General features: G+C 34.2%; 17 protein-coding genes and 1 pseudogene. 9 read left to right on the top strand and 9 right to left on the bottom strand.

The features are described from left to right. Nucleotides 1-21: 21 nt before the first annotated feature. Together EYA81_RS18730 and EYA81_RS18725 are read right to left on the bottom strand one after the other, a co-directional pair. Nucleotides 22-1,236, bottom strand: coding sequence for an IS256 family transposase (locus EYA81_RS18730; protein WP_131226366.1), 1,215 nt, complete (start codon nucleotides 1,234-1,236; stop codon nucleotides 22-24). Between the two features lie 68 nt (nucleotides 1,237-1,304). Continuing rightward, nucleotides 1,305-2,018, bottom strand: coding sequence for a hypothetical protein (locus tag EYA81_RS18725; protein WP_131226364.1), 714 nt, complete (start codon nucleotides 2,016-2,018; stop codon nucleotides 1,305-1,307). A gap of 208 nt (nucleotides 2,019-2,226) precedes the next feature. Between EYA81_RS18725 and EYA81_RS18720 the strand changes: the two genes are divergently transcribed. Both EYA81_RS18720 and EYA81_RS18715 read left to right on the top strand, forming a co-directional pair. Further along, nucleotides 2,227-2,463 carry a YecH family metal-binding protein gene (locus EYA81_RS18720; RefSeq protein ID WP_131226362.1) on the top strand — a complete coding sequence of 79 codons (237 nt, stop codon included), beginning with the start codon at nucleotides 2,227-2,229 and terminating at the stop codon, nucleotides 2,461-2,463. Nucleotides 2,464-2,771: 308 nt separating this feature from the next. Further along, the gene (locus EYA81_RS18715) at nucleotides 2,772-3,044 is read left to right on the top strand and encodes a hypothetical protein (protein ID WP_226791167.1); all 273 of its coding nucleotides are present in this window, start codon (nucleotides 2,772-2,774) and stop codon (nucleotides 3,042-3,044) included. Nucleotides 3,045-3,121: 77 nt separating this feature from the next. Here EYA81_RS18715 and EYA81_RS18710 read toward each other — a convergent pair whose 3' ends face one another. From EYA81_RS18710 to EYA81_RS18690, 5 genes and pseudogenes are all read right to left on the bottom strand, one after another. Beyond that, a complete protein-coding gene (locus EYA81_RS18710; RefSeq protein WP_131226359.1) occupies nucleotides 3,122-3,343 on the bottom strand; it encodes a hypothetical protein in 222 nt (73 codons plus the stop codon). Between the two features lie 221 nt (nucleotides 3,344-3,564). After that, nucleotides 3,565-4,341 (bottom strand): hypothetical protein, encoded by a 777-nt coding sequence (locus EYA81_RS18705; protein WP_131226357.1) that lies wholly within the window; start codon nucleotides 4,339-4,341, stop codon nucleotides 3,565-3,567. Nucleotides 4,342-4,361: 20 nt separating this feature from the next. After that, the gene (locus EYA81_RS18700) at nucleotides 4,362-4,634 is read right to left on the bottom strand and encodes a hypothetical protein (RefSeq protein WP_131226355.1); all 273 of its coding nucleotides are present in this window, start codon (nucleotides 4,632-4,634) and stop codon (nucleotides 4,362-4,364) included. A gap of 7 nt (nucleotides 4,635-4,641) precedes the next feature. Continuing rightward, complete coding sequence (locus EYA81_RS18695; RefSeq protein ID WP_131226353.1) at nucleotides 4,642-5,454, bottom strand: uracil-DNA glycosylase family protein; 813 nt, start codon at nucleotides 5,452-5,454, stop codon at nucleotides 4,642-4,644. A gap of 358 nt (nucleotides 5,455-5,812) precedes the next feature. Then, nucleotides 5,813-6,778: pseudogene (locus tag EYA81_RS18690) on the bottom strand (IS1595 family transposase). A 768-nt stretch (nucleotides 6,779-7,546) separates the two neighbouring features. Here EYA81_RS18690 and EYA81_RS18685 point away from each other — a divergent pair. The 3 genes from EYA81_RS18685 (at nucleotide 7,547) to EYA81_RS18675 (ending at nucleotide 9,162) form a co-directional block, all read left to right on the top strand. Beyond that, nucleotides 7,547-7,870: a hypothetical protein gene (locus tag EYA81_RS18685; protein ID WP_005825891.1), complete on the top strand. Its 324-nt coding sequence runs from the start codon at nucleotides 7,547-7,549 to the stop codon at nucleotides 7,868-7,870. Between the two features lie 72 nt (nucleotides 7,871-7,942). Then, nucleotides 7,943-8,860: an IS1595-like element ISBun1 family transposase gene (locus tag EYA81_RS18680; protein WP_131225884.1), complete on the top strand. Its 918-nt coding sequence runs from the start codon at nucleotides 7,943-7,945 to the stop codon at nucleotides 8,858-8,860. Then, nucleotides 8,857-9,162 (top strand): hypothetical protein, encoded by a 306-nt coding sequence (locus EYA81_RS18675; protein WP_131225885.1) that lies wholly within the window; start codon nucleotides 8,857-8,859, stop codon nucleotides 9,160-9,162. The genes EYA81_RS18680 and EYA81_RS18675 overlap by 4 nt, the downstream gene beginning before the upstream one ends. Here EYA81_RS18675 and EYA81_RS19310 read toward each other — a convergent pair. Then, nucleotides 9,150-9,320, bottom strand: coding sequence for a hypothetical protein (locus tag EYA81_RS19310; protein WP_165491390.1), 171 nt, complete (start codon nucleotides 9,318-9,320; stop codon nucleotides 9,150-9,152). The two genes, EYA81_RS18675 and EYA81_RS19310, sit on opposite strands and share 13 nt — an antisense overlap. Nucleotides 9,321-9,343: 23 nt before the next feature. On the opposite strand from EYA81_RS19310, the gene EYA81_RS18670 reads away from it, so the two are divergent. After that, entirely contained in the window at nucleotides 9,344-9,604 is a 261-nt protein-coding gene (locus tag EYA81_RS18670) for a hypothetical protein (RefSeq protein ID WP_131225887.1), read from the top strand. Here the strand turns inward: EYA81_RS18670 and EYA81_RS18665 are convergent. After that, complete coding sequence (locus EYA81_RS18665) at nucleotides 9,574-9,816, bottom strand: hypothetical protein (protein ID WP_131225889.1); 243 nt, start codon at nucleotides 9,814-9,816, stop codon at nucleotides 9,574-9,576. The two genes, EYA81_RS18670 and EYA81_RS18665, sit on opposite strands and share 31 nt — an antisense overlap. Before the next feature lie 284 nt (nucleotides 9,817-10,100). Here EYA81_RS18665 and EYA81_RS18660 point away from each other — a divergent pair, with 284 nt between their 5' ends. The 3 genes from EYA81_RS18660 (at nucleotide 10,101) to EYA81_RS18650 (ending at nucleotide 13,592) form a co-directional block, all read left to right on the top strand. Then, entirely contained in the window at nucleotides 10,101-10,871 is a 771-nt protein-coding gene (locus tag EYA81_RS18660; RefSeq protein ID WP_131225891.1) for a hypothetical protein, read from the top strand. Between the two features lie 142 nt (nucleotides 10,872-11,013). Then, nucleotides 11,014-11,703, top strand: coding sequence for an alpha/beta hydrolase (locus EYA81_RS18655; protein WP_226791165.1), 690 nt, complete (start codon nucleotides 11,014-11,016; stop codon nucleotides 11,701-11,703). Between the two features lie 497 nt (nucleotides 11,704-12,200). Continuing rightward, nucleotides 12,201-13,592, top strand: coding sequence for an integrase (locus EYA81_RS18650; protein ID WP_131226351.1), 1,392 nt, complete (start codon nucleotides 12,201-12,203; stop codon nucleotides 13,590-13,592). Nucleotides 13,593-13,657: the final 65 nt, after the last annotated feature.

Raw genomic sequence — 13,657 nt, 5'->3', positions numbered from 1 at the left:
CCCGTCCCGACGAGCGTAAAATTACAATAATTTAAACCGGTTTCCAAACTTTATAGCCAGTTGTTGCGAGATGGTAGCCCAATTGGCCAGTGGCATGGTCCATTTCTTACGTATATTGCGGTATGCAAGATAAACAAGTTTCTCAAGGGCTGTATCCGATGGGAACACGCCCTTGTTTTTTGTTACCTTGCGGATCTGACGGTGATACCCCTCAACGGTATTTGTGGTATAGATAAGCTTACGGATGACCGGAGTATACTGGAAGTATTCGGACAGCTTATCCCAGTTGTCCTGCCAGGATCTGATAACGACAGGATACTGTTCACCCCATTTTTCATCCAGCTTGAGGAGCTCATTTTCTGCGGATTCCTTATTGACTGCCTGATAGACACATTTCAAATCCCTTAAGAACTCCTTCTGATTCTTGGATCCTACATACTTGATGGAGTTACGTATCTGATGTACTACACAAAGCTGTACGGCTGTATTAGGATAAACGCTTTGAATGGCTTCAGGAAACCCCTTCAGACCGTCTATACAGGCAATGAGAATATCCTCAACTCCACGGTTCTGAAGGTCTGTCAACACGCTGAGCCAGAAGTTTGCTCCCTCATTCCTTGATATATACATTCCAAGTAACTCCTTGTGTCCCTCCCTGTCAATGCTCAGTACATTATAGATTGCACGGGTTACCGCGCAGCCACGTTCATCCGTTACTTTGTAATGAATGGCATCCATCCAGACTATAGGATAAACAGAATCAAGCATCCGTGATTTCCATGCTTTTATCTCCGGAAGTACACGGTCTGTGATGGAACTGATTGTGTCGGCCGAAACACGATTCCCAAGATTTTCTTCCATCCAGTCACTGATTTCCCTTGTGCTGTTTCCCATTGCATACAAGCCAATTATACGGTCAGCAACACCTTCTGCCAGAATAGTCTCACGCTTCTTGATAAACTGGGGATCAAAACTCGAATTACGGTCACGGGGAGTGGAAACGGTTACTTCGCCCAAGGGAGTCTGAACCTGCTTTTGCATCTTTCCGTTACGACGGTTACCCATCTGGCGTTCTTCTTCTGTCAAATGTGCATCCATCTCTCCTTCCAGGGCTGCATTCAATATACTTTCCAATAGTGGGGCAAAGGCGCCGTCCTTACCCAACAAAGGCTTGCCGGCTTTCAGCTGTCCAATGGCCTTGTTCTTGATACTCTCGAAATCAAATTCTTCTTTCATAAAAAAAACTGTGTTAGCAAAGTTAATACTTTATTCCTTGCTGACACAGTTTAATTTACATCCTCCTTTTATTTCAATTGACTGTCGATGAAGTTCAACATCGTTTTTGCATTATCCATCATCTTCTTTTGAGCTGGTTTGTTTGCAGAGAGCAATGGAATAAGTTTATCCAAATATTCTTTGGCTTCCTTGAATTCAACTTTTGCTTTTTCTACATCTGTTTTCATGGTATTGGCACCCTTACTATAATACAAAGAACCCAGACTGTTAAGTGCATTTACATTATCTGCTTGGATAGCTATGGCTTGTTTAAAAGCTTCTTCGGCTGCATCCATCTTTTTGGCTTTCTGCGCCATGATACCTTGATTTACGTAATAAGTAGCATACAATTTAGTCAATGTTTTGTTACCGGGATTTGCTTCCAGCCCTTCCTTTAAAGTGGCAACATACTCATCATTTTTCTTCAAATCTTTCAAAGCACCGGCTTTACCTATATAAGCATTTGCCAAGTTGTACTTTTTCTGTACAGCAATATCAAAATACTTCAAAGCTTCGGCAGGTTTCTTTATCTTATCGGCACAAACGCCACAGTTATATGCAATTACGGAGTCTTGGTTGTTTGTTTGTGTTAGATAAGTACTAAATTTTGTGTAAGCTTCCTGGTAATTCTTAGCTTCAAGAGCAGCCTTACCATCGTTGACCAACTGGGCAGGGTCAGCATTCTGCGCAAAGAAATTCGTAGCTGCACAACATAGTGCAATAGATAAGATTAATTTTTTCATATGCTTTAATTCATTTAAAAGTTGATTTTCAAAGTTAGTTTACAATGGTATAGAAGCAAAACCTTTTTACTTTTTTTAAGGTTTTTAGTATAGTCGTAACAAGTGTTATTTTACGTAAAAACAAATATCTGGATGTGTTTTTGGGGCTTTGTCACATATGTTACACTTATACTTTGAATATCATATTATCTTTGCAACAAAAAAGATTATGGAACAATTACATGCACATGAAATCTTCCACATGATGGAAGGTAATAGTTATACTGAGTTATCATTGAGAGAAGCCATTATCCAAAAATTCGGAGAGCGGCAGCGTTTCTTCACTTGCTCTGCCGACAATATGGATGTAGATACCCTTATAGAATTTCTTAAAAGAAAAGGAAAATTTATATCCGCCAATGGTGGATTTACCGTCGATATGATTAAAGTTTGCAATCATTGGTGAGGAATATTAATTCTTGCTTTTGTTAAATCGAACATTATTTATGTTAATGGTTAACAGAAATAATATTCTACTAAACCATGTTATAATATCCACTGATTACCCACTAAAATTTGGATATCTCCTGCAAGTACGTATCTTTGTACTGTGTTTTTCATAGTATTAGATTTAAGGTTAATAAAAAAGATTGGCTGTCTGGGATAGATAGCCTTTTTTTATGTCTAAATGTCATCTTTCCCCTTTTTAGTTATAGTTTTATTCTATCTTTGTAGGTCAGATAATCCACGCAACATTAATAGAATAAACTGAATATGGGAAAACGCTTTATTTTTATCTTGATGGCATGCTCATTATTGAGTATAGCTACTGTTGTGCATGCACAACATATTGACAAGCAAACCTATACTTTTGCCATCAAAAAGGCTGATACTCTGAAACTGGACAAGTATGTAATGATTGATCAAATACAAGGGACACAATCAAAGCCCGTCATTCTTTTTGCATTTGGGGGAGGTTTCAAAGGCGGGAGAAGAGATAATCCCGATTACATTTCTTATTTTCATTTTCCCAATTATATACTTTAATGCACCAATCACACAAAAATAAAAGCCGCACCCAAATTCAAACTTAGGTGCGGCTATTCTTAATTGCAAATTTTCAATTAAGCTATAAAAATACATATTCCATTATTACCTAATTCTTTAACAGGTATATCCATTTCCTTTAAAGAATTACGTATCATATTAGAAGTACATGGTCTTTCTTTCATCAAGACTTGCATGTCTCCTCTAAAATCAGGCATATAAATGTAATAATACACCTGCTTTAAACACTTACTAAATACTTTTTCCAATAAGGTCTTTAAACGATTTAAATCGTCCATAATGGTATTCTTTTAGATTTGTTAATACTCTTAATGCTCTATCATTCGTCTAAAAAATCTAAAGCATTAATTTTCAATACAAATATAGAGAAACTAAATTAAACGACCAAAAATCGCAATAAAAGACCACCAGAAAACAATCCATCTTTATGGATGTTTTCTAAAATCAAAAGCCAACCACTTAATTATAAGTTGGTTGGCTTTTACTGTTATACTACTTATTATTTTTTTAACACTTTCGCTATCTTTTCAAACACTCCAGCTTTTTTCTCATCCCACTCTTGTGCTTTCTTCTCAAAATACGGTATCATCTTATTATGCTCATCCAAACATTTCAACCTCATCAATTTAGTATCAAATTCAGCACGTTCCCCAATAAGTTGCTGCTTATCCCAAGCTCTTGTAATCATACCAAATCCGGGCATTGTGGGACTTGGTGCAAATTTCTTAGAAATACATTCAGTTAGCCATGAAAGGCTATCAATAATATCTTCAACCTTTTTACTATTTGGTTCACTTGTCGTCTTTTTTACAGACTTTTCTGTTTTACTTTCTTTTTCTTCCACCTTCTTCACAACTTCTACTTTCTTTTTGGAAAAGGCTTCAAACGGGAACATATAAACTACTGAACATTGTTCAATGGCAGAATTAGACTTCAAATAGGCAGAAATATAAGGCTCATTACCCAAAATGTCCTTATTATCTCTTTTGTTTTCATTTCTCGCCTTAGCATTCCAACGGAAATCGCTATCAACCATTGAATTAGCCCAAGTACACCAAGCAATAGTACTCCCTACCATCCAAACTTTAAAATACTTATCGCCTTCTTCTCCCGCATATTCAAATGCTTTCTGCGGACTCAAAATGATAATATCACTTTGATTAATATCCGTAAAATTAACTTGCTTTCCTTTACGCAAAGCATTCACGATTTTATCAAACAGTACTTCATTGTTTGCTTTCAAATACTCTAAAACTGAATTTTCATTATTGTTCATATCTTCTCATTTTAATGTTTCTACCCAATTATCAAATTTCCGATAAACCACACTGCAAAAGCTGTCATATTGGCTACACCAAGTTTCTTTATAAAGATGCCAAATGCAGAATTTACCCAAAAATCTCTTGAAGCAATCGTTACTTCCACACTCAAAGCATATCCTATAAAGAATGCTATAATACCAAATACTCCAGCAAGTCCCGAAGCTGCACTTTCAGCCCAAAACATAATATCTATTGCAACTAATGCAATGATATTCAATACTAACAATACGAATGTTATACAACCCATAATTCTACTATTTTAATGATTCAACAATTTCATCTACATATACATTTGCAACATTTTCGGCTGTTGCTTTAATGTCTTCTAATATTGGAAACCTTTTGACTATTGCACCTCGTGCAGTTCCCGACAAATGCGGCAACATTATTGATTTGACATTTACCATACATTTATCCAAAACTTCTTTCGCTTTCTTACCTAAACAAACACAAAGATTTGGTCTCACTAAGTCTAATTCTTTTTGCAATATATCAGTATATGTCTTTAATCTATTTTCAGCAAAAGTCTTAGACATTTCTCTATCATGTACAAAATACTTATTCGCATCAGTCAAGTATATTGCAAACCTTTTCTTAATCAGACCATTAATCAACAAGTCGGCCATTTTACCTCCACTTCCACTTTTCCTATGGGTTGCATCATGTAACCCAAATGGACTTGACACTATTGCATCATGGCATTCTTCATACCATTTTGCATCACGTAACGGGTCTTGCGCAATAAGCATAATTCGGACATTATCGACTTGAACATTAAACCAAGTCGGCAAATCCAAACCTATTGCACCTTTATCCGCAAAATCTTTTCTAAACAATGGATTCAAAATGGGAATACAAACAGAGGTAGTATCTGTATATCCATTAAAAGGCTTCAAATCATCGGAAAACTCTTTTTGCCATTCTGCATACGAGAAGTCATAGCACTTTCTCATTTGCTTATAACGAGCCTTTAACATATCTAATTGCTGAATACCCAACAATTCATCAGCAACTAATTTTGGAATATCATCCGACAAATGACAATCATTGCAGAAGACTGTTCTCATACACAATCACTTTGCGCTCCCCCAGTCTCAAAGAAAGCATTTTCTAAAATAGGGAAGGCGCAAGACTGTTATCAAATTCCGTCAATGGGTTCTGGACTACCTCTGCACCGAAAAATGAAAACAGCTCACGCCTTTGGCTGTATATCAACACATCAGTGCTATATATGCAAACCAAAGGGAGCATTCTTTCATATTCCTCAGTGCAGGTGAATTGTCCAGATTCATTAACAAGGAATAAGCTAAACGCTTCCTAAACTATGTCTGTCCACTTGGGACAATGCAAATATAGGAACTATTTAGCAAAAATGCTACTTCGTGAACTGCTCTTTTTCTATTTTCAATTCAAATTTACCCATTCTTATGGGTAAATCAAACTTTGATACTTTAATCTTTTATAGGCTGACATCGTAAAATAAATAAATCTTTGAACATCTGTTAGTCCTCTCGTATTATATCTAAATGCAAATTCATCACAGTATTTATCCAAATGCTTTGGACTTACCTTATGATATATTCCTAATATTCCACGTTTCAAGTGTGACCAAAATCCCTCAATACTATTGGTATGGAATCCGTCTTTTACATATTCGCCAGTACTATGTTCAACTACTTTATGAATATAATTTTTCGATATTCCAGTATAACCTTTCCATCCATCTGTTATAACGGTAGAACCTTCCTTGACTAAAGTATTGATTATCGTTTTCAAAACCTTTCCACCAGTATTTGGAACAACGGCTGTATATGCCATTCCATTAGATAATAGACCTACTACGGGAGTCTTAACTTTAAGGCTTCTTCCTTGTGCATTCTTTACTCTACCTTTATTCTTACCACCTACATAGGTTTAATCAACTTGTGTCATATCATTAAATTGAACTACAAGCTTGTCTTTCAAATAATGTCTTATCCGTTCCAACATAAACCAAGCTGTTTTCTGTGTTACATCTATATCTTTAGATAATTGTATGCTACTTATTCCTTTCTTATGGACTAAGAATATATACAATGCATAGAACCATTTCTTTAATGATACATGACTACCTTCAAACATAGTACCAATAGTAACCGTAAATCTTTTCTTACATCGTTTACATTTATATAGTCCTTTAAATTCTCCATTAGACTTTAACTTATAATGCTCTTTCGTTTGACAATTACAGTGTGGGCAAATCGGTTCTCCATGCCATTTAATATCTTCAAGAAATTCTCTACATGATTTTTCACCATAAAAGGATTTCATCAAATCAATAAATGACTTTACTTCTCGCATTTGTTTATTCTTCTTTATTATTTCTACAATATTGATTATTTCTGTTTCCAATTGACATGTTATTTTTATTATATAAATATAATAAAAAATCATAACATATAAAAATAAGTATCTAAAAATTAGGCACTTAAATAAAACAATTGAGTATAATTATCATATACATATTTAAAGATAAAATGTTACATAAAAAATAAACCCGATTTTGCAGAGTCGGGTTCTTGTTACATATCTCCTGTATATTACAGGGCATTAAGATGTTCCAATATTTCAAGTATTTCATGGAACATTCCTAAAACTATTAGGACTATCTCTAATAGGACTATCTCTAATAGTTTAATAATTAGTATAGTTTTATTTCTCATATACTTTTTGATAGTCCTTTTATGAACTATCAAAATTATATATCAGAGTGCCCTTACAAATCAAGGTTGATATAACAATTATTATGAAACATTTATCTTTATGGTCAAATACCTCAATTCAACTTGGGCATTTGACCTTTATTTAAGACAAATTAATATTGCTCATTTAAACATTAACCAAGTGCTTCCAGTACGATACTTGGAACACTTGGTTTTTACTACCATGAAAACTACTTTGGCGAATTATACCCAAATCCAATCTCAAGTGTTATCTACTTAGGATTCTTTAACAAAATTCTTTGATTCACTTGAAAATGGGCATAAAAAATAGGGAAACCCAAAAGATTTCCCTTATTGAAATAAGATATAAATAGATAGAATTAAAATTAGTACATTAAAGTATGGTAACTATATACCACTTTGCACTAAATATTAAATTCAATAAAAATAGAAAGTTATGGAAATGAACGAGGAAAGTATCAAAAATTTATGGGTAATAGTAGAAAAGACCCATAAGCAAGTTTTAGCGATGAAGTTTTTAGGCGAATTTAAAGCTTATGTAGTAAGTGGGTTTTCAACAAAGACAAGGGACAACCCTTTTAATGAAGCTTACAATGCGATTGATATTACAGATATATCGGTTAACCTGCCTATTTTACCGTCGGAATTAAACCCACAATCTTTTGAAGAAAAGCTACGAGGACGTTCTGTAAAAAATTTTAAATTTGGTGGTGATGATTATTTTTGGTTGATTAAATCTGGTAAAACAGAATATTTATAAGAAAAATATACTATTTTAGTTGGATTTGTGAAAAAATATTCGTATATTTAGATGTAAAAGGAGGAATATATTATGATAGGATTCAATTCGTTTAATTCATTGTTTGAACTGTTAGAAGCATTTCCTACTGAACAGTCTTGTATCGAATATTTAAAGAAAGTGCGATGGGGTGAAAAGGTGGAATCTCCTTTTAGCCCTGGCTCTAAAGTGTATGTATGTGGAAATAATACATATTTATGTAAGGACACCGGGAGAAGGTTTAATGTAAAAACGGGAACCATTTTTGAGAATACGAAAATGTCATTGCGAAAATGGTTTATGGCTGTATGGATGGTTCTTTCAAACAAGAAAGGAATATCATCTTTACAGTTGGCGAGAGACATTAAAGTTACTCAGAAAACAGCCTGGTATGTGTTACAACGGATAAGAATATGTTTGGCATGTGAAAATCAAGGGAAATTGCATAATGAAGTAGAAGCCGATGAAACCTTTGTCGGAGGAAAGAACAAGAATAGACACAACGACAAGAAAGTTAAGGCTTGCCAGGGACGTTCATTCAAGGATAAGACCCCGGTTCTTGGAATGGTAGAAAGAAAAGGAAAGGTTATCGGGATAGTTATCAAAAACACGTCCAAAGAGGAACTTACTCCTAAAATATTGGAGTTTGTTGATAGAAACGCTATATTGTACACTGATGAATGGTACGGATATAATGAGATAGACAAAATGTATTATCACTATTCCATAGACCACAGCAAGAAACAATATGGGTACGGAAGAATCAACACTAATACCATTGAGGGTTTTTGGACTTTATTAAAAAGAGGATATGTAGGAATATACCACTATATGAGTTCTAAGCATCTTCAAAGATATGTTAATGAATTTGTGTTCCGCTATAATACACGAAAAATCAGCGAGAATTCAAGATTTAATTTGTTACTTTGTAATATGAATTACCGTATTACATATAAGAAATTGACAGCATGAGTAAAAAGGAAATGACGATAGGAGAAGAATTTGAAAACTTTATGAGTTTTGCAATGCGATATAATTACAAGAAGAAGGATATAAGAAAGAAGAAGAAAGAAAAGAATTTACTTACACCTTCTGAGGTAAGAGATATTTTTAGGCAAAATTCTTGGTCTGATGAAATGCTTTATAAAAGACTTGTAGGAATTGGAGAAAAGCCGGACAATGCACAAATATTAGTACAAAGGATTCTTCACCCTACAGAAAAAGACTTGGAATTAGAGCAGTCTGTTAAGGAAAAAGACCTTTATTTGGATTGATTCTCTTCTTTGTCTGTTTCTTCTTGAAGTTCTTCTGAACTATCTAATATTACTCCTAATACGGGTATAACATCTTTAGTTAAGATAATGGCTGAACATTTTTGGCATGTATAGCCGGAGGATGTTTTTACCCATTCATGTTTGCATTTATTTTTCATAAACTATTTAAAATCAATTATTTATGAGAGTGGATTTAAAAAAGAAAATGATAAACGGTTATGAGGTCGGTAAATTGCTTGCAAACCTTCATAAAATTTCAAAGGAACTTGACAAACCTTTTGACGCACCCGAAGTCTTACTTGCATATAGCGAGCAGAATAACGGAGTGAACGAAGAATTATCGATTTATGTGATTCATCCAATTTATTTTCCGCCGGAGGACTGTTCTTATGATAAGAACGAACTTATAATTTATCCTAACAACCCAGTTTCTCCACTATAATTCTTTTCTAATTCACTGATTAGATTATAGTCTGTAATAGGTTTAACTTTTGAATAATGTATAAATTGTCTATGGGGATTGTCTTTAAGGTAATATTCTAACATGCCATTAGGATTTGAGATTGAGATTTTAACCATAACAGATTTGTCAGATTCCAAGTATACCCATTCTCCACCTGAATAAGGATTTTTAGTGTTTTCTGAAATTTCCATAATATTTTCTTATTTGTTTGACATTGCAAATGTAGCAAATATCACTATATTTGCAAATGTTCTATAGAACAAATGTTTTAGAGAAAATATTCGGGAGTGCCTTACTTCGTTAAAATCGCCAGTTTTAACACGCACACAAGGCACAAGCCCTCACTGTACCAAGTGGGTTGCTTGTCTGCGTGTGCATAGGTTTCTGGCGATACCTTACGAAGTTGTGGACTGTGACCCACTTCCTTTTAGGTACAGCCTTTATAGGTCACGTGAAGGCAGAAATACGAATAGTTATGAAAAAGTTTGTATTATTGATTTTGTTTGTCGTTTTACCAATAATTGAGATAGCATCTCAAACTGGGAAAACTCTAAAATTAGATTCATTGTCTTCTATTTTAGAGAAAAATTATGATGGTATAAAACTTAAGGGAAAATTGGAAGGAATGCGTATAGATAATTTATTTGATATTTATAATTTAGATATTTGTGAATATTATGATTTGAGAGATTATGATACTGAATTAAAACGTAAAATGTTTAAGACAACTCCAGAGGGAAAAGACCTTTTAAATAAATTGAATGCGAAAAAGAAAGATATAATGAATTCAAGTATGTATTATGTATTTCCTTTTAGATACGCAGGTTACGGAAAAGAATATAATTTAGAAACAAAAACCTTTGACCTTTCCTATCAAATGGATTGGGATGATTTTTATCCCATTCAAGGGTATATGAATATTGAACAACTTGTTTTCAAATGTCCTTCTTCTGTTAAACAATATTGGAAAGAGCGTAAGCATTCAGATAGATATTATTATTACAATACTTTAAAATTACCTATGACAGAAAGCCAAGCCTTTCCTATTGAAACAAATAGGGATAATATGGCTTTAGTAATAGAATTCAAATATTATAATGGTAAGTGGAATTCTCGTCAAGCTGCTATATTCAATATTAGAACATTGGTTATCCAAGGTATTTGTTCAAATATTTATATTATAGATAAGAATAGTAAAGAGATTTATTATTCATTATTACCAATAAAATCAACTATTAGTAATTAATTCTATTTTAAAAACACATTGTGCATCAGTTTAAATGTCTGATGCACATATTGTTAATATTTTTAATTAATGTTTAGTGCAAAGTGGTATATAGTTACCTAAAGTATATAATTGGGTTCATTTTTTTGCACGAGCCGGTTATGTGGTAGTATCAACAGATTACCGCACCCAATTAAAGGATATAGATAAATCGGAGTATTCGGACTTGCAAGGATTCTCTTCTGCCCTGCAACAAGCAATCACTTGTGCTGTAGAAGATTTTGGTGATGCTACAAATCATATAATTGAGCATAGTGTAGAATGGCAAATAAATCCTGCACAAATTATAGCTTGCGGTTCAAGTGCAGGTGCGATAACTGCCCTTCAAGCAGAGTATGAGATTTGCAATCAAACGGCCTTTGCGGACAGATTACCTGCCAATTTCAATTATGCAGGGGTCATTTCCTTTTCTGGAGCAATCTGTGCCAATGGTATTCCAAAATGGATAATGTCCCCTTGTCCTCTTATGTTGTTCTATGGTGATGCCGACAGCACGGTTCCTTTTACTAAGGCAGTAATAGAAGAGGAAATGGGGCTATGGGGCTCAAACTTTATCTGTATGCAACTGAAAGAAAAAGAGACAGCATACTATTTCTATATAGCGGAAGGTATAGGACATTCCCTATCCTATTCTCCTATGAAGGATAATCGTCGTGACATCCTGAGCTTCCTAAACCGGTTGGTACTTGGTAAAGAAAAACGTTGCATTACGACTGTAGAGAAGAATCCGGAAATATCTAGATATAAGAGTGATTTTACAATAGAGGATTATATCCGTGAAAATATGCGTTAACTCCTATCTTTATATCCTTTCCAGAGTTTTTGTTTCTCCACCAATCAATTATCTTTGCACATTATTATTCTATAAAAACAAATCTTTAATTCTATAAATTATGTTGGTACGTATTATCAGTATGGTCATAGCCGGAGTTATTATAGTATATCTAGTCCGTTGGATTGATAATTTTTTCTCCAGGTATCGCAAATAAATCTTGCCTGCAATGTAAACCAAATACTCCAATTTGTTTCCCATTACAACCTATGCGGACATTTTCTAATTCTAAAACAAGAAAACCGCAAAAGCTTTTTATTAGCTATTTGCGGTTTTTCGTTGTGATTCCGTTGCGATTCGGAATATAAAATACTATAAAACCAATACATATAACATTACATTAAAAATCAGAGTAATATAAAAATATTATATTGCATGCCATTGCATTATGTTGTGCAATATTTGAACTGAGTTGTGCAATTTATGTATATTTGCACAACCGATATAACAGAGAATATATGACTACAGTAAAAGCATTTATAAGAACAGGGAAGAGAGATAAAGAAGTAAATGTCAGATTTCGATTATCTGATGGACGCAATGTGCAGTTATTCCACAAATCAGATATTATGGTCTCTCCTACTCTTTGGGATGCCAAGACTGAAAAATATAAGGCTAAAAGTATTATAAAGTTAGACATAAGAACATCATTTAACACATCTATTGAAGAACGGAAGAATCTAATTTTATCCATTTATGGGAGCAACAAAGAATTAACCAGTGAAAAACTGGAAATCTTAATAGACCAGCACTTACATCCTGAAAAATATAACATCAGCAGTGAAGAGGAATCCATGTGTAGTATGTTCCAACGCTATGTTGACGGATGGCTAAATGCAGGTGTAATAGGTCCCGGCAGAAAGAAACATTACGATGTAGTGATAAGGGAACTGACTCGATTCCTCATTATCAATGGCATTGACGGGTTGCCGGTCAATGAATTCAATAAGGAACATATTCTAAATTTTCGTGATTTTCTACGCAGAGAATACACTCTGGTTGAAAAATTTCCAGAACTGTACGCAGAAATGAATAAGCGGAATATACCATCAAAGGAAAGAAGCCAGAATACAATTGCTGAGAAACTATTATTATTACAAGCATTTATGGTGGAGCTTGAAAGTAATGATGTTATTCCCGTATCTCCTTTCCGGAAGATAGGAAAAGAAAAAGAGTCCATTATGAAGCAACAATATGACGAGCCTTTCTTTCTCACCAAAACAGAATTCAATGAAGTTATCCACAAAGAATGTCCCGAAACATTGCAGCGAGTAAAAGATGTATTCGTTGTTCAATGTTGTTTCGGTTGCCGTATAGGTGATTTCAGACGATTCACTTTTGATAATATCAGCATTGAAGAAGGAATACCTTACATTCATTATTTACCTCAAAAAACGCACAAGGATGGACTTATACGCACTGAGATAAAAACTCCCATCATTCGTATTGCTTATGATATTATTATGAAGTATAAAGGTAGGCTACCAAGCAATGCTTTGTTACCCTATTATCCTGATGGCAATGGTGAAACCGGGTACAATTATCAAATAAAAAAACTACTTGAATACTGTGAGATTAGCCGGAAAGTGGCAATGTTTAGTGCGGCATTGGGAACAAATGAGTACAAATCCATATATGAGATTGCAAGCAGTAAACTTGCCCGTAAAACTCATGTAGATTTAATGAATAAAGTTCAGATAGATAAATACGCAGCAGGACTTCATGCAAAAGGCAGCGGAGCTGTAGACAGATATACTGGATTAGGTATAAAAGAACGTTTTATTTTAATGTGTGCGGCTTTTGGCTGCAATCAGTATGAAGTTGACGATGATTTATCTGTAATGGAATAGGCTCACTTAGTATCTCATATTGATACTCTGTTATTTGACACCATCCCCGTAGTTGAGCCGCTACG

The sequence above is a fragment of the Bacteroides sp. A1C1 genome (assembly GCF_004328515.1).
Lineage (GTDB): Bacteria > Bacteroidota > Bacteroidia > Bacteroidales > Bacteroidaceae > Bacteroides > Bacteroides uniformis.
This window is presented reverse-complemented; position numbering and strand designations above follow the sequence as displayed.